Origin of the sequence: Enterobacter sp. AN-K1, from assembly GCF_020971765.1 — a bacterium.
In the GTDB taxonomy this organism is placed as follows: domain Bacteria; phylum Pseudomonadota; class Gammaproteobacteria; order Enterobacterales; family Enterobacteriaceae; genus Enterobacter; species Enterobacter hormaechei_C.
In genome coordinates, this window is record NZ_CP087390.1 from 2,759,807 (window position 1) to 2,774,795 (window position 14,989).

Below are 14,989 nucleotides of genomic sequence, written 5' to 3' on the forward strand. Positions count from 1 at the left end.
GTGCGTTACGCGTCCGGGAATTCGCGGATCATGCGTTCAACGTCATCCACCATATGGCGGTTGCCGACGAAGAATGAACGGCGCTGGTGCAGGCTTTCCGGCACGATATCCAGAATACGCTCTTTACCGTCGCTCGCCTTGCCGCCTGCCTGTTCGGCCAGGAATGCCATCGGGTTGCACTCGTACAGCAGACGCAGTTTTCCGTCCGGGTGGCTGGCGGTGCTTGGGTAGAGGTAAATACCGCCCTTCAGCAGGTTACGGTGGAAATCCGCCACCAGCGAGCCGATGTAGCGCGAGGTGTATGGGCGCTGGGTGGCTTTATCCTCTTCCTGGCAGAATTTGATGTACTTCTTCACGCCGTTCGGGAATTTGATGTAGTTGCCTTCGTTGATGGAGTAGGTGTTGCCCTTCTCCGGGAAGCGCATACGCTCCTGGCACAGGCAGAACACGCCCAGGGACGGATCGTAGGTAAAGGCGTGTACGCCGCAGCCGGTGGTGTACACCAGCATGGTGGACGAGCCATACACCACATAACCGGCAGCAACCTGTTTACTGCCCGGTTGCAGGAAGTCTTCTTCCGTCACCGGTGTGCCAACCGGCGTGACGCGACGGTAGATGGAGAAAATGGTACCGACAGAAACGTTAACGTCGATGTTGGAGGAGCCGTCCAGCGGATCCATCAGAACAACGTATTTCGCGTGTTCACACCCTTCGAATACGACGATCTCATCTTCTTCTTCAGAGGCGATACCCGCAACGATGTCGCGCGCGCGCAGTGCAGCTTTCAGTTTTTCATTGGCGAACAGGTCGAGTTTCTGCTGAACCTCACCCTGAACGTTCTCGGCACCGCTGGCACCCAGGATATCGACCAGACCGGCCTTGTTGATATCGCGGTGGATGATCTTAGCGCCCAGCTTTATTGCCGACAGCAAAGCAGTGAGCTCACCCGTAGCATGAGAGAACTCGTGCTGCTTCTCGACAATAAATTCACCTAACGTTTTCATAACACTTTCCCTGCATCTTATGTTGAGTAAAGCGGTTGATGTCCAACAATCTTAACAAACATTCAAATATTAGCGCAGAGGTGAATCGCGCCAGCAAAATACGGATTTACCTGAAATGCGTTTCACAGCCGCTGACATGTGAGTAAAATGTGCGCCACATTGAAGAAGGATAGTGACGTATGCGCATTCATATATTGGGGATTTGTGGCACTTTCATGGGCGGACTGGCAATGCTGGCGCGCTCGCTGGGCCATGAAGTGACAGGTTCGGACGCCAATGTGTATCCGCCGATGAGCACGCTGCTCGAGAAGCAGGGAATTTCTCTGATTCAGGGATATGACGCCAGCCAGCTGGAGCCGCAGCCGGATCTGGTGATCGTGGGTAACGCCATGACCCGTGGGAATCCATGCGTTGAAGCGGTGCTGGAACGCAATATCCCGTACATGTCTGGCCCGCAGTGGCTGCATGATTTTGTCCTGCGCGACCGCTGGGTTGTCGCCGTTGCCGGGACGCACGGCAAAACCACCACCGCCGGTATGGCGACCTGGATCCTCGAAGCCTGCGGCTACAAGCCGGGCTTCGTGATCGGCGGCGTACCGGGGAATTTCGACGTCTCCGCGCGTCTGGGCGACAGCCCGTTCTTTGTGATTGAAGCGGATGAATACGACTGCGCGTTCTTCGACAAGCGCTCCAAGTTCGTGCATTACTGCCCACGCACGCTGATCCTCAACAACCTTGAGTTCGATCACGCGGATATCTTTGACGACCTGAAAGCGATTCAGAAACAATTCCACCATCTGGTGCGCATTGTTCCGGGTCAGGGCCGCATTATCCTGCCGGAGAACGACATCAACCTGAAGCAGACTATGGCGATGGGGTGCTGGAGCGAGCAGGAGCTGGTTGGCGAGCAGGGGCACTGGCAGGCGAAAAAGCTCAACGCGGATGCCTCCGAATGGGAAGTGCTGCTCGACGGTGAGAAAGTGGGAGAGGTGAAGTGGGGCCTGGTGGGCGAGCACAACATGCACAACGGCCTGATGGCGATCGCCGCGGCGCGTCACGTGGGCGTACTGCCTGCGGATGCCGCCAATGCGCTGGGCTCGTTTATCAACGCCCGTCGCCGTCTGGAGCTGCGCGGTGAAGCCCACGGCGTTACCGTGTATGACGATTTCGCGCACCACCCAACGGCCATTCTGGCGACGCTTGCCGCATTGCGTGGCAAAGTTGGCGGCACCGCGCGCATTCTGGCCGTGCTGGAACCGCGTTCGAACACCATGAAAATGGGCATCTGCAAAGACGATCTCGCGCCGTCCTTAGGGCGTGCCGACGAAGTCTTCCTGCTGCAACCGCAGCATATTCCGTGGCAGGTGGCGGAAGTGGCAGACGCCTGCATTCAGCCGGCGCACTGGAGTGCGGACGTGGATGTCTTAGCGGATATGGTGGTGAAAGCCGCACAGCCTGGCGATCACATTCTGGTGATGAGCAACGGTGGGTTTGGTGGGATCCATCAGAAGCTGCTGGACGGTCTGGCGAAGAAAGCCGCGGCCGCAGAGTAAAAAAAAGCCCGGTGGCGCTAGCGCTTACCGGGCCTACATTTTTTCGCACGACCTTGTAGGCCGGATAAGGCGTTTACGCCGCCATCCGGCGCAAACCCGCACAGATTACTCTTCGTTCTCAGACAGCTCGCGCAGATACTGGAAAATCAGGCGTGCAGACTTCGGCGGCTTATTCCCTTCTTTCTCTTTCTTCGCGTTGCGGATAAGCGATCGCAGCTGCTGGCGGTCGGCATTCGGCCACAGGTTCAGCACTTCAGGTACCGCGTCATCACCTTGGTCGATCAAACGATCGCGGATCTGCTCCAGCTTATGGAACAGCGCAACCTGCTGATTGTGGCGGTTTTTCAGTTTGTCCAGCGCCTGACGGATCGGCTCCACGTCGCGCTGACGCAGCAGTTTACCGATAAGCTGAAGCTGGCGGCGACGCCCTTCTTTCTTGATTTTCTGTGCCAGTTCAATGGCATCACGCAGATCCTGGTCGAGCGGGATCTTATCCAGCGCGTTTTTACCCAGTTCTACCATTTCTGCGCCAAGCTGTTTTAACTCTTCGGCGTCACGTTTAATTTCACTTTTACTGACCCAGATGATCTCATCATCTTCGTCTTCGATGTCATCACCGGGAACGTCGTCGAGCCAGTCTTCGGGCTGCTTAGTCATGTCAGGCTCCTTAAAAAAAGAGGCTAATGTTACCAGTTAAGACGCGCACTGAAAAACGGTTCTCTGTTAGACTTCACTTAACTCTCTCTTACAGTATGGCATTTGCGATGAAAGTAACCTCACAAGTTGAAGCGCAGCGTAAGATCCTGGAAGAAGCCGTCTCCACCGCGCTGACGCTCGCTTCAGGTAAATCAGATGGCGCCGAAGTGGCGGTCAGCAAAACCACCGGCATTAGCGTGAGCACCCGCTATGGCGAAGTGGAGAATGTAGAATTTAACAGCGATGGCGCGCTGGGGATCACGGTGTATCACCAGAATCGTAAAGGCAGCGCGTCGTCTACCGATCTGAGCCCGGATGCCATCGCCCGTACGGTGCAGGCGGCGCTGGATATCGCGCGTTACACCTCCCCGGACCCTTACGCTGGCGTGGCCGATAAAGAGCTGCTGGCGTTTGACGCGCCGGATCTCGATCTGTTCCATCCTGCGGAAGTGACGCCGGATGAAGCCATTGAGCTGGCCGCGCGAGCCGAGCAGGCCTCTTTGCAGGCTGACAAACGCATCACCAATACCGAAGGCGGCAGCTTTAACAGCCACTACGGCATTAAAGTGTTTGGTAACTCCCATGGCATGTTGCAGGGGTACTGCTCAACCCGCCACTCGCTTTCCAGCTGCGTCATCGCCGAAGAAAACGGCGATATGGAGCGTGATTACGCGTATACCATTGGCCGCGCGCTGGGAGATTTGCAGTCTCCGGAGTGGGTGGGAAAAGCGTGCGCCGAACGCACGCTGTCACGCCTTTCGCCGCGTAAACTCTCCACCATGAAAGCGCCGGTCATTTTTGCCAACGAAGTGGCAACCGGCCTGTTTGGTCATCTGGTGGGAGCGATTGCGGGCGGTTCGGTGTACCGTAAATCGACCTTCCTGCTCGACTCGCTGGGCAAGCAGATCCTGCCGGAATGGCTGACCATCGAAGAGCACCCACACCTGCTGAAAGGGCTGGCCTCTACGCCGTTCGACAGCGAAGGCGTGCGCACGGAACGTCGTGATATCGTGAAAGACGGCATTCTGACCCAGTGGCTGCTGACCAACTACTCCGCGCGTAAGCTGGGGCTGAAAAGCACCGGGCACGCGGGCGGCATTCATAACTGGCGCATTGCCGGGCAGGGCCTGAATTTTGAACAGATGCTGAAAGAGATGGGCACCGGCCTGGTGGTCACCGAGCTGATGGGGCAGGGCGTGAGCGGTATCACCGGCGACTACTCTCGCGGTGCAGCGGGCTTCTGGGTCGAAAACGGTGAAATTCAGTATCCGGTGAGCGAAATCACCATCGCCGGCAACCTGAAGGACATGTGGCGCAATATTGTTACGGTCGGTAACGATATTGAAACACGCAGCAATATTCAGTGTGGTTCTGTATTACTGCCGGAGATGAAAATCGCCGGGCAATAATCCCCGTAAAAGCGTGATTAATAATAAAAAAAAGGAAGTGAGCAATGCGTAAACACCTGTTAGCGATCGTCGCGGCTTCAACGCTGGTTCTTGGCTCGTCTGCGTTTGCTGCCGATCTCGAAGACAACATGGACATCCTCAGTGAAAACCTGAAGGTGGTGCAGAAAACGGACAATGCGGCGGACATGAAAGACGCATTGACTAAAATGCGTGAAGCCGCGCTGGATGCGCAAAAAGCGACGCCGCCGAAGCTGGAAAGCAAAGCGGCAGACAGCGCCGAGATGAAAGACTACCGCCACGGTTTTGACGTGCTGGTCGGCCAGATTGACGGCGCGCTGAAGCTGGCGAACGAAGGCAAAGTGAAAGAAGCCCAGGCGGCAGCCGATCAGTTTGTCGCGACCCGCAACACGTACCACAAAAAGTATCGTTAATTGGGTGCCTGAGCTGTACGTCCTCTCCCCGTATGCGGAGGCGCATGATGCGCCCCCGCATCGTTGCTCCCTACTTGCCGGAGCGACAATCCATCCGCGCTGTCACTTCAAGCGAGCCGTTACGAAAACGGATCTCGCACAGTGTTTTCCTCGTCACCAGCGTTAAGATGATTATTGTCAAAGAAATAATCATCAAAACCCCGATACTTGGGTTTCTGCGTTTCATGGATGCCTCCTTGCTTTTAAGCGGGCGAGGTAGCGAACTCCACGGTGTGACGTGTCGTTTCGAGCCCCCGCCCTGATTTTTTATCAGGCGGGGCTTTCCACTTCCGTCCCATGCCTGAGACGGTCAGTCTCAAGCACCCGCCGCCACTCTAGCGGATCCCCATAAGAAAACCTTATCCACGTCACATTTCTACGAGCCTGCTCGTAATCTTTTCCACTCCGCTTACCAGTCTAATGCCGCGTAATAGCGTGATATTCATCACGTAAATCCAGCGATTTATACAGATTCACCGCATTTATGTGGCACAGATCACTGCCGCTGCTCGCCTTTCCACTTCGAAGTGGAAAACAACTCGCTACAAACAATTCCCCCTCGACGTTAGTTTTATTCCAGAGCCATTAACGGGGTAAGACGAGTGATTAACGGAGCGGTAATGAACGACGTTGGGGAACAGGCGGTGCAAACAGAACAGCTCGCGAACACCATGCTTCAGCAGGTCTACGCCCTGCTGGCCCGGCACAACATCATTCCCAACGCGGTACAGGAGCAGATGCTGACCTCCCACGTTCGCGCAATGGCGCACCGGTCCGTGACCGGCGAGCCGCTGCCAGAGGTTGAAGCAGAGCTGTTTGACGAAATTTCACCAGATTCAATGCAACTCGCCCGTGAAGTGGTAGCGCAGTTCGGCAACCTTCCTGATGAAGAGGCCTGGCTGCTCTCCGTTCACTTCGAAGTCGCGAAAGACAACCTTTAAGGAGCAACACATGGAACAGATTACAGTCGTGATTGGCGATCGCCTGGGTAAAGGTCAGAAAGTGGCTGCGGGTGTGGAAAAAGCCGGCGGACGCGCGGTTGTCGTACCGGGCATGGCAGCGGATATGAAGCTCGGTGACGTGATGAAAGCAGAAAACGCCACCTTCGGGATCTCCTTCTGCGGCAGCGGCGGCGCGGGCGCCATCACCGCTCAGACCAAATATGGCTACAAGGCCAAATACGGCATGCGCTCCGTGGATGAGGGGGTGACCGCCATAAACGAAGGCTGCAACGTGCTGGGCTTTGGCTTTATGGATAAAGAAGAGCTGGGCGAGCGTCTGGTACAGGCGTGGCAGAAGAAATACGGCGCGTAAGCATGAAAGAACAGTTCACAACCACGGTGAGAGTGAAGGGGAAGGGCGACGCCAAAGCGCGCGCCTTTGCCGACGCCCTCAACCACGTTCAGGCTGCGGTGATGAAAGCCTCACCGCATATCTTACTGCGTATTGAGCCACAGGATGTGCAGGTTGTTCAGGCGCAAGAAGCGGTGCGAAAAGAAGCGTTTCTGTTCTTCTTTTTGCGCCGGGAAAGACGCACCTACAGCGTGGAGCTGGATGTGACCGTCAACGTGACCGCCATCAATCTCGACCAGGTGGATTTCGTCACGCAACGCTGATTATTCATAAAAGGGCAGACTGATGTTCTTAATTATATTAATAAAATCGCTCATCATTGGCGGCCTGGTTGGCGTCGGTGTTGGCGCCGGGGCTGCACGCATGTTTCATGCGCCTACCACTCAGGGTATGGGCGCGTTTCGTACGTTGGGGGAACTGAACTCCTGCGAAGGGGATCCGGCGTCCCACTTCTCCTTTGGGTTAGGTTTCTTCTTTAACGCCTGGGCCTCTTCCGTGGCCGCAGGTGCCTTCACACAGGACGTTGACCACCGCATCATCCCGAACTGGGGTGCTGCTGCACTGATGATTAAAAACCGTAACGTCGGTGAAACGCTGCATGACCCGCGCAAAATGGCGATTGCCTGCGGCATCATCGGCATGATTGTCGTGACCTTCCTTAACCTGACCGCCTCCTCCGTTCCGGCAGCGCTTCAGGTCACCGCCGTGAAGGTGCTGGTACCGGCGGCGAACCTGCTGGTCAACACCGTGATGCCGGTGATCTTCTGGCTGGCGGCCATCGACGCGGGTAAAAAATCGGGCTTCTGGGCCACCATCTTTGGCGGCGCGGCACAGCTGATCATGGGTAACGCCGTACCGGGTCTGGTACTGGGTATTCTGATTGGTAAAGGTGTTGAAGAGAGTGGCTGGAACCACGTCACCAAAGTGATGATGGCGGCGATCGTTCTGCTCTTCGTGCTGAGCGGCTTCTTCCGCGGCTTCGACATGAAGATGATCGAATCCTTCCATCTGACCGTGCCGAACTGGCTCGACATGATCCACAACTCGCTCAGCGGTAAATAACAGGAGCCTCTAAATGGAACAGAATAAAGGTTTTTGGTATGCCGACTGGTCGTTCCCGATCTTCGTTGGCCTGCTCTCCTCCGGCGTCTTCGCCGGGACGCACATGTACTACCTCTACGGCATCGGCGCGTTTAACGAAGTGGCCTTCGTGGCGATGCTGAAAGCGGGAATCGATACCGGCGTCTACGGCGCGGTGGCGGCGTTCGGTGCTAGCTTCCTGTTCGCCCGTATTATCGAAGGCTCGCTGGTGGGTATTCTCGATATCGGCGGTGCGATCCAGACCGGCGTGGGCCTCGGCGTTCCGGCGCTGCTGCTGGGCGCGGGGATCATGTTCCCGGTGACCAACTTCATTGCCGCGCTGATTACCGGCCTGGTGATTGGCCTGGCGATTGGCTACGTCATCATCCTGGCGCGTAAGTTCACCATCAATCAGAGCAACTCCACCTACGGCGCAGACGTGATGATGGGCGCGGGTAACGCCTCCGGCCGCTTCCTCGGGCCGTTGATTATCCTCAGCGCCATGACCGCCTCCATTCCAATCGGCGTCGGTTCCCTGGTAGGCGCACTGCTGTTCTACATCTGGCAGAAGCCGATTACCGGTGGCGCCATCCTCGGCGCAATGATTTTGGGCTGGCTGTTCCCGGTCGCCCTTTAATACCCGCGGGCGCTTCGGTGCCCGCTTTATCAGGAGATCCTCATGTTTGATTTACTCCTGCGCCGTGCGCGCCTCGCCGACGATACCCTGACCGATATCGCCATCCAGGACGGGAAGATTGCCGCGACAGGCGACATTGACGCTCCCGCCCGCAAAACGGTTGAGCTGAACGGCGACGTGTTCGTCAGCGCGGGCTGGATTGACTCCCACGTCCACTGCTACCCGAACTCCCCGATTTACCACGACGAGCCGGACAGCGTGGGCATTGCCACCGGCGTCACCACCGTGGTGGACGCGGGCAGTACCGGAGCCGACGACGTGGACGATTTTTACGCCATCACCCGCAAAGCCTCCACCGAGGTGTTTGCCCTGCTGAACATCTCCCGCGTGGGGCTGATCGCCCAGAACGAGCTGGCCAACATGGCGAACATTGACGCCGATGCGGTGAAGCAGGCGGTGACGCGCCACCCGGATTTTATCGTTGGCCTGAAGGCGCGCATGAGCAGCAGCGTGGTCGGTGAAAACGGCATCACCCCGCTGGAGCGCGCGAAAGCGATTCAGAAAGAGAACAGCGACCTGCCGCTGATGGTGCACATCGGCAACAACCCGCCGAACCTCGATGAGATTGCCGAACTGCTGAGCTCCGGCGACATCATCACCCACTGCTACAACGGCAAGCCTAACCGCATTCTGACGCCCTCCGGCGAGCTACGCGCCTCCATTACGTCTGCGCTGAAGCGCGGCGTGCGCCTGGACGTCGGTCACGGCACGGCGAGCTTCAGCTTTGAAGTGGCGAAGCGCGCCATTGCGATGGGCATTCTGCCGCATACCATCAGCTCGGATATTTACTGCCGCAACCGCATCAACGGCCCGGTCGGCTCGCTGGCGAGCGTGATGTCGAAATTCCTCGCCATCGGCATGTCATTGCCGCAGGTGATTGACTGTGTCACGGCCAACGCCGCCGACGGCCTGCGCCTGACGCGCAAAGGCCGCATTCAGCCTGGCCTCGACGCTGATCTGACGCTGTTTACGCTCAAGCGCCAGCCGACGGTGCTGACGGATGCCGAAAACGACAGCCTACAGGCTGAACACATTCTGATGCCGCTTGCCGCGATCCGCGCGGGCAAGGGCTACATGACCGAACAAGGGAGCACGGAACATGCCTTCGATTTATGAGAAGTACAACTTAAAGCAGGTTATCAACACCTCTGGCCGCATGACGGCGCTGGGTGTCTCCACGCCGCGCCCGGAAGTGGTGCAGGCGGCGATGGACGGCATGAATCACTATTTCGAGATGAAGGATCTGGTCAATAAAACCGGGGAATACATCGCGAAGCTGCTGGAGGTGGAAGGGGCGACGGTGGTCTCCTGCGCGTCGGCGGGCATTGCCCAGTCCGTGGCGGCGGTGCTGGTGAAAGACAGCGACTGGCTGCTGGAAAACCTGCACGTCACACCGATTGAAAACAACGAAATCGTCCTGCCGAAAGGCCACAACGTGAACTTTGGCGCGCCGGTGGGCACCATGGTGGCGCTGGGCGGCGGCAAGCTTGTGGAGGCGGGCTACGCCAACGAATGCTCTGCCGATCAGCTGGCGGCGGCGATCACTCCGCGCACGGCGGCGATCCTCTACATCAAATCGCACCACTGCGTGCAGAAAAGCATGCTCAGCGTCGAGCAGGCGGCGGTCGTGGCGCGCAAGCACGATCTCCCGCTGATCGTCGATGCGGCGGCGGAAGAAGATCTGCACGCCTACTACCGCTCCGGCGCCGATCTGGTGATCTACAGCGGCGCGAAGGCGATCGAAGGGCCAACCAGCGGGCTGGTGATCGGCAAAACCCAGTACGTTGAGTGGGTGAAGCGCCAGACGGCGGGCATTGGTCGCGCGATGAAAGTGGGCAAAGAGGGTATCCTGGGCCTGACCTGCGCCATCGAACACTACCTGACGGCGACCAAAGAGAGCGGGGCCGAGATGGTGGCGAAGATGACGCCGTTTATCGACGCGTTGAACACCCTGAACGGCGTGACCGCGCGCGTGGTCTGGGACAGCGCCGGTCGCGATATCGCCCGTACCGAGATTAAGTTCGACGAAGCCGCTACGGGCGTCGGCACGGGCGATCTGGTGGCGAAGCTGAAACAGGGCGAATACGCCATTTACTTCCGTGGCTATAAGGCCAACGAAGGGATTATCGAGGCGGACGTGCGCAGCGTGAATGCTGACCAGCTGAACATCGTGTACCGCCGCATTAGCGAAGTATTAGGACAGGAGAAAAAAGCATGAAACTGACCCCCAACTTTTACCGTGACCGCGTCTGCCTGAACGTGCTGGCGGGATCGAAAGCCAACGCCAGCGCCATTTACGAGGCGGCGGAAGGTCACGTGCTGGTGGGCGTGCTCTCCAAAAATTACCCGGACGTAGCGAGCGCGGTTGCGGACATGCGCGAATACGCAGCCCTGATTGATAATGCGCTCTCCGTGGGGCTGGGCGCGGGCGACCCGAACCAGTCGGCGATGGTGAGTGAAATCTCCCGCCAGGTGCAGCCGCAGCACGTTAACCAGGTCTTTACCGGCGTGGCCACCAGCCGCGCGCTGCTGGGGCAGAATGAGTCCGTGGTCAACGGTCTGGTCTCCCCGACCGGCACCGTCGGGATGGTGAAAATCTCCACCGGCCCGCTGAGCAGCGCAGCTATGGACGGCATAGTGCCGGTTGAAACCGCTATCGCCCTGCTGAAAGATTTCGGCGGCAGCTCCATCAAGTACTTCCCGATGGGCGGCCTGAAATGCCGTGACGAATACCAGGCGGTGGCGGAAGCCTGCGCCCGTCACGACTTCTGGCTGGAGCCGACCGGGGGAATCGATCTGGAGAACTTCGAGGCGATCTTGCAGATCGCCCTGGATGCGGGCGTGAGCAAAATCATCCCGCATATCTACAGCTCGATTATCGACAAGGCCAGCGGCGACACGCGTCCGGAAGATGTGCGCACGCTGCTGGCGATGACGAAGAAGCTGGTTAAGTAGAACCTGCCCCTCACCCTAACCCTCTCCCAAAGGGAGAGGGAACCTTTACCCCCTCTCCCTTTGGGAGAGGGCTGGGGTGAGGGGAAACAAACCGCACACACCCGAAGGAGCCACCATGCACACCCGTACCCTGCTTGTCGCTTCACTCTCTTTACTTGCTACCTCTGCAATCGCTCAAACCCAGTACGCCTGGGTGGGCACCTATAATCCGAACGGTGAAGGGCTGTACCGCTTTACCGTCGATCCGCAAACCGGTGCGCTGAACGATAAAACACTGGTGAGCAAACTGCCGAACGCCGCGCAGTTAACCGTCTCACACGACGGCAAAACGCTGTATCTGGCAAGCGAAGTGGAGCAGGGCGTGGTGCAGGCGCTGCGCATCGGTGATAACGGCGCGCTGAGCGAGCTGAATCAGGTGTCCTCCGGCGGCGCGGGGCCGGTGTATCTTTCCCTGACGCCGAACGGCAAACATCTGCTGGTGGCAAACTACGTCAGCGGAACTGTCGCGGTGCTGCCCGTTAACGCAGACGGCAGCCTGGGCGATGCTACGGACACCCATCAGGACAAAGGCGAACCGGGCGCGGCGAAGCCGGAAGCTGCCGTCGAGGGCAGTTTCGCCATCAGCGATCATAACGGCCCACATGCGCACATGATCGCCGCCGATCCGGGCGGGAAATACGTTTTTTCCACCGATCTGGGGCTGGATCGCATCTATCAGTACCGTTTTGACGATCAAACCGGGAAGCTGACTCCGAACGATCCGCCATTTATCAGCGCCTCCTCAAAAGGGGCCGGGCCGCGCCACTTCGTCTTTACGCCGAAAGGCGATGCCCTGTGGCTGATTAACGAAGAGGCGTCTACGCTCACCCATTATGCGCTGGACAGTAATGGCAGGCTGAAAGAGGGTAAAACGGTTTCAGCCTTGCCGGACGGTTATAAAGGCACCAGTTTTGCTGCCGGGCTGGCGCTAAGCGCCGACGGGAAACAGCTGTATGTCGCTAACCGTTTGCATAACAGCATCGGGCACTTTACCGTAACGGCGGAGGGTACGCTGACGCATCAGGATGATGTCTGGACGCGCGGCGACTATCCGCGCACCCTGACGCTCGATAAGCAGGGTCGCTGGCTGTACGTCATGAACCAGCGCAGCGACAACATTACCCGTTTCCGCGTGGCGCCGGACGGCAAGCTGAGCGCCGAGCCAGACTATACCCCGGTCGGCAGCCCATCCCAGATGGTCATTTCACCCTGAGCAGTAAGAGGACAACGACGTGCGATTTCCGAACCAACGTTTAGCGCAACTTTTCGATCTGTTGCAAAACGAGACGCTGCCACAGGACGAGCTGGCGCAGCGGCTGTCGGTCTCCACGCGAACCGTCCGGGCGGATATCACCGCCCTGAACGCGCTGCTGGCCAGCCACGGCGCGCAGTTCATTTTGAGCCGGGGCAACGGCTATCAGCTCAAAATTAATGATGTGGTGCGCTATCAACAATTGCAGGCGTCCCACCCGCGCGCGCTGCGTATTCCGCGAACCGGACCGGAGCGCGTGCACTATCTGGTGGTGCGTTTTCTGACGTCAGCCTTTTCCCTCAAGCTGGAGGATCTGGCCGATGAGTGGTTCGTCAGCCGGGCCACGTTGCAGAGCGACATGGTGGAAGTGCGTGAGTGGTTTCACCGTTACAACCTGACGCTGGAAACCCGCCCGCGCCACGGGATGAAGCTGTTTGGCAGCGAGATGGCGATCCGCGCCTGCCTGACCGACCTTCTGTGGGAGCTGGCGCAGCAGGACAGCCTGAACCCGCTGGTGACCGACGTGGCGTTGAACGCGGGGGTGGCGGAAAAGATGGTGCCGGTGCTGCACGATGCGCTGACGCGCCATCACATTCGCCTGACCGATGAAGGCGAGCTGTTCCTGCGCCTGTACTGCGCGGTGTCGGTGCGGCGCATCAGCGAGGGGTATCCGCTGCCGGAATTCCACGCGGAAGACGTGGAAGAGAACGTGCGTGAGGCGGCGAAAGATATCGCGGTGGCTATCCAGGAGCTGGCGGGCAAAGCGCTGTCGCCGTCAGAAGAGAGCTGGCTGTGCGTGCACATTGCGGCGCGGCAGATCCAGGAGATCGCCCCCAGTGCCATTAACGCCGACGACGACGAAGCGCTGGTCAACTACATTCTGCGCTACATCAACACCCACTATAACTACAACCTGCTGAGCGATGAGCAACTGCATGCAGATCTGCTCACGCACATCAAAACCATGATTACCCGCGTGCGGTATCAAATCATGATCCCCAATCCGCTGCTGGATAACATCAAGCAGCACTACCCGATGGCGTGGGATATGACCCTCGCGGCGGTGTCGAGCTGGGGCAAATACACCCCGTATGTGATCAGCGAAAACGAAATTGGTTTTCTGGTGCTGCATATCGGCGTCGGGCTGGAGCGCCATTACAATATCGGCTACCAGCGCCAGCCGCGGGTGCTGCTGGTGTGCGACGCCGGTAACGCGATGGTGCGCATGATCGAGGCGGTACTTCAGCGTAAATATCCGCAGATTGAGGTGACGCGCACGCTCACCCTTCGCGAGTACGAGCTTGCCGATGCCATTGGCGAAGACTTCGTGATCTCCACCGCCCGCGTGAGCGAAAAATCCAAACCGGTGGTGATGATCGCCCCGTTCCCGACCGATTATCAGTTAGAGCAGATCGGCAAGCTGGTGCTGGTGGATCGCACCCGCCCGTGGATGCTGGAAAAATACTTCGACGCGGCCCATTTCCGCATTCTCGACAAGCCTGTCGACCAGCAAACGCTGTTCCGCGAACTGTGCGGGCAGCTTGAAGGGGAAGGTTTTGTCGGCGCGGAGTTTCTGGAATCGGTTATCGAGCGTGAAGCCATCGTCAGCACCATGCTCGGCGACGGCATCGCGCTGCCGCACTCCCTCGGGCTGCTGGCGCAAAAAACGGTGGTCTACACCGTGCTGGCGCCGCAGGGCATTCAGTGGGGAGATGAAACCGCCCATGTCATCTTCCTGCTCGCCATCAGCAAAAGCGAGTACGAAGAGGCAATGGCGATTTACGACATCTTTGTCACCTTCCTGCGTGAACGCGCGATGGCGCGCCTGTGCCAGTGCGAGAATTTTGCGGCGTTTAAGGCTGAGGCGATGGAGAGTTTGAGTCGGTTTTGACGTTCAGGCGGACAGAGGATATCCGCCTTCATTCAACGCAGATGATGCACAACCTGGTTGCTGCTGCCGCGCCAGATAAGCATAGGATCTTTTAGATCCTGCACGAACTTGCCGTCGACCAGGACGTTAATCAGATCCACCACTTCCATCTGCTGCGCATTCAGTTCATCCAGCTTATAGCCCGTCCAGACCCAGATGTCTTTTCCTGCGCACTCGCGGCGGATGCGTTTTACCAGCTTCAGGATCTCCGGCACGTTTTGCGGATGGAGCGGGTCGCCGCCGGAGAGCGAGATCCCTTGGCGTTTGATGCGCGTGTCGTTCAGGTCGTTGATGATGCGGTCTTCCATCTCAGCGGTAAACGGCATACCCGAGTTCAGGCGCCAGGTGCTTTTGTTGTAGCAGCCGGGGCACTCGTGAACGCAGCCTGATACAAACAGGGTACAGCGGGTGCCGGGGCCGTTGACGATGTCGACGGGGTAGTACTGGTGATAGTTCATCGCGAATAACCACGCCGGGTGGCGCTGCGCTTACCCGGCCTACAAAAGAGAGCGGTCCGTAGGCCCGGTAAGCGCAGCGCCACCGGGCATTAA

17 protein-coding genes are annotated in these 14,989 nt (G+C 58.3%); 13 read left to right on the forward strand and 4 right to left on the reverse strand.

What is annotated here, in order from left to right; genetic code table 11:
* Positions 1-5: 5 nt before the first annotated feature.
* Complete coding sequence (gene fbp / locus LOC22_RS13215; protein WP_003856070.1) at positions 6-1,004, reverse strand: class 1 fructose-bisphosphatase; 999 nt, start codon at positions 1,002-1,004, stop codon at positions 6-8.
* Between the two features lie 179 nt (positions 1,005-1,183).
* On the opposite strand from fbp, the gene mpl reads away from it, so the two are divergent.
* Entirely contained in the window at positions 1,184-2,557 is a 1,374-nt protein-coding gene (gene mpl, locus LOC22_RS13220) for a UDP-N-acetylmuramate:L-alanyl-gamma-D-glutamyl-meso-diaminopimelate ligase (RefSeq protein WP_017694649.1), read from the forward strand.
* A gap of 105 nt (positions 2,558-2,662) precedes the next feature.
* On the opposite strand, the gene yjgA is transcribed toward mpl, so the two are convergent.
* Positions 2,663-3,214, reverse strand: coding sequence for a ribosome biogenesis factor YjgA (yjgA, locus tag LOC22_RS13225; RefSeq protein WP_017383918.1), 552 nt, complete (start codon positions 3,212-3,214; stop codon positions 2,663-2,665).
* Between the two features lie 95 nt (positions 3,215-3,309).
* Between yjgA and pmbA the strand changes: the two genes are divergently transcribed.
* Positions 3,310-4,662, forward strand: coding sequence for a metalloprotease PmbA (pmbA, locus tag LOC22_RS13230; protein WP_015572506.1), 1,353 nt, complete (start codon positions 3,310-3,312; stop codon positions 4,660-4,662).
* A gap of 44 nt (positions 4,663-4,706) precedes the next feature.
* Positions 4,707-5,093, forward strand: a complete 387-nt coding sequence (gene cybC / locus LOC22_RS13235) for a cytochrome b562 (RefSeq protein WP_010427378.1) — start codon at positions 4,707-4,709, stop codon at positions 5,091-5,093.
* A 70-nt stretch (positions 5,094-5,163) separates the two neighbouring features.
* Here the strand turns inward: cybC and LOC22_RS13240 are convergent, their stop codons facing one another.
* A complete protein-coding gene (locus tag LOC22_RS13240) occupies positions 5,164-5,319 on the reverse strand; it encodes a Hok/Gef family protein (RefSeq protein WP_017383916.1) in 156 nt (51 codons plus the stop codon).
* 415 nt (positions 5,320-5,734) lie between these two features.
* On the opposite strand from LOC22_RS13240, the gene LOC22_RS13245 reads away from it, so the two are divergent.
* The 10 genes from LOC22_RS13245 to LOC22_RS13290 all read left to right on the forward strand — a co-directional run bounded on the left by LOC22_RS13245 (position 5,735) and on the right by LOC22_RS13290 (position 14,399).
* Positions 5,735-6,073 (forward strand): PRD domain-containing protein, encoded by a 339-nt coding sequence (locus LOC22_RS13245; RefSeq protein WP_026080657.1) that lies wholly within the window; start codon positions 5,735-5,737, stop codon positions 6,071-6,073.
* Positions 6,074-6,083: 10 nt separating this feature from the next.
* On the forward strand, positions 6,084-6,446 hold the full coding sequence (locus LOC22_RS13250) for an SFCGS family glycine-rich protein (RefSeq protein WP_006810339.1): 363 nt from the start codon (positions 6,084-6,086) through the stop codon (positions 6,444-6,446).
* Positions 6,447-6,448: 2 nt separating this feature from the next.
* On the forward strand, positions 6,449-6,748 hold the full coding sequence (locus LOC22_RS13255) for a DUF4312 family protein (protein ID WP_006810338.1): 300 nt from the start codon (positions 6,449-6,451) through the stop codon (positions 6,746-6,748).
* A 22-nt stretch (positions 6,749-6,770) separates the two neighbouring features.
* A complete protein-coding gene (locus LOC22_RS13260; RefSeq protein WP_006810337.1) occupies positions 6,771-7,547 on the forward strand; it encodes a DUF4311 domain-containing protein in 777 nt (258 codons plus the stop codon).
* A 13-nt stretch (positions 7,548-7,560) separates the two neighbouring features.
* Positions 7,561-8,202 (forward strand): DUF4310 family protein, encoded by a 642-nt coding sequence (locus LOC22_RS13265; protein ID WP_015572508.1) that lies wholly within the window; start codon positions 7,561-7,563, stop codon positions 8,200-8,202.
* Positions 8,203-8,244: 42 nt separating this feature from the next.
* Positions 8,245-9,378 (forward strand): amidohydrolase/deacetylase family metallohydrolase, encoded by a 1,134-nt coding sequence (locus LOC22_RS13270; protein WP_039271920.1) that lies wholly within the window; start codon positions 8,245-8,247, stop codon positions 9,376-9,378.
* Positions 9,362-10,480, forward strand: a complete 1,119-nt coding sequence (locus tag LOC22_RS13275; protein WP_017383914.1) for a DgaE family pyridoxal phosphate-dependent ammonia lyase — start codon at positions 9,362-9,364, stop codon at positions 10,478-10,480. The genes LOC22_RS13270 and LOC22_RS13275 overlap by 17 nt, the downstream gene beginning before the upstream one ends.
* Positions 10,477-11,217: a 2-dehydro-3-deoxy-phosphogluconate aldolase gene (gene dagF / locus LOC22_RS13280; RefSeq protein WP_015572511.1), complete on the forward strand. Its 741-nt coding sequence runs from the start codon at positions 10,477-10,479 to the stop codon at positions 11,215-11,217. The genes LOC22_RS13275 and dagF overlap by 4 nt, the downstream gene beginning before the upstream one ends.
* Before the next feature lie 115 nt (positions 11,218-11,332).
* Positions 11,333-12,469: a lactonase family protein gene (locus LOC22_RS13285; RefSeq protein WP_023295815.1), complete on the forward strand. Its 1,137-nt coding sequence runs from the start codon at positions 11,333-11,335 to the stop codon at positions 12,467-12,469.
* A gap of 19 nt (positions 12,470-12,488) precedes the next feature.
* Positions 12,489-14,399 (forward strand): BglG family transcription antiterminator, encoded by a 1,911-nt coding sequence (locus LOC22_RS13290; protein ID WP_017383912.1) that lies wholly within the window; start codon positions 12,489-12,491, stop codon positions 14,397-14,399.
* A gap of 32 nt (positions 14,400-14,431) precedes the next feature.
* On the opposite strand, the gene nrdG is transcribed toward LOC22_RS13290, so the two are convergent.
* Complete coding sequence (nrdG, locus tag LOC22_RS13295) at positions 14,432-14,896, reverse strand: anaerobic ribonucleoside-triphosphate reductase-activating protein (protein WP_045344392.1); 465 nt, start codon at positions 14,894-14,896, stop codon at positions 14,432-14,434.
* Positions 14,897-14,989: the final 93 nt, after the last annotated feature.

Excerpts from the sequence above, each read along its gene's own strand:
- fbp (WP_003856070.1), bottom strand. The coding sequence starts at position 1,004 with ATGAAAACGTTAGGTGAATTTATTGTCGAGAAGCAGCACGAGTTCTCT.
- mpl (WP_017694649.1), top strand. The coding sequence starts at position 1,184 with ATGCGCATTCATATATTGGGGATTTGTGGCACTTTCATGGGCGGACTG.
- yjgA (WP_017383918.1), bottom strand. The coding sequence starts at position 3,214 with ATGACTAAGCAGCCCGAAGACTGGCTCGACGACGTTCCCGGTGATGAC.
- pmbA (WP_015572506.1), top strand. The coding sequence starts at position 3,310 with ATGGCATTTGCGATGAAAGTAACCTCACAAGTTGAAGCGCAGCGTAAG.
- cybC (WP_010427378.1), top strand. The coding sequence starts at position 4,707 with ATGCGTAAACACCTGTTAGCGATCGTCGCGGCTTCAACGCTGGTTCTT.
- LOC22_RS13240 (WP_017383916.1), bottom strand. The coding sequence starts at position 5,319 with ATGAAACGCAGAAACCCAAGTATCGGGGTTTTGATGATTATTTCTTTG.
- LOC22_RS13250 (WP_006810339.1), top strand. The coding sequence starts at position 6,084 with ATGGAACAGATTACAGTCGTGATTGGCGATCGCCTGGGTAAAGGTCAG.
- LOC22_RS13255 (WP_006810338.1), top strand. The coding sequence starts at position 6,449 with ATGAAAGAACAGTTCACAACCACGGTGAGAGTGAAGGGGAAGGGCGAC.
- LOC22_RS13260 (WP_006810337.1), top strand. The coding sequence starts at position 6,771 with ATGTTCTTAATTATATTAATAAAATCGCTCATCATTGGCGGCCTGGTT.
- LOC22_RS13265 (WP_015572508.1), top strand. The coding sequence starts at position 7,561 with ATGGAACAGAATAAAGGTTTTTGGTATGCCGACTGGTCGTTCCCGATC.
- LOC22_RS13270 (WP_039271920.1), top strand. The coding sequence starts at position 8,245 with ATGTTTGATTTACTCCTGCGCCGTGCGCGCCTCGCCGACGATACCCTG.
- LOC22_RS13275 (WP_017383914.1), top strand. The coding sequence starts at position 9,362 with ATGCCTTCGATTTATGAGAAGTACAACTTAAAGCAGGTTATCAACACC.
- dagF (WP_015572511.1), top strand. The coding sequence starts at position 10,477 with ATGAAACTGACCCCCAACTTTTACCGTGACCGCGTCTGCCTGAACGTG.
- LOC22_RS13285 (WP_023295815.1), top strand. The coding sequence starts at position 11,333 with ATGCACACCCGTACCCTGCTTGTCGCTTCACTCTCTTTACTTGCTACC.
- nrdG (WP_045344392.1), bottom strand. The coding sequence starts at position 14,896 with ATGAACTATCACCAGTACTACCCCGTCGACATCGTCAACGGCCCCGGC.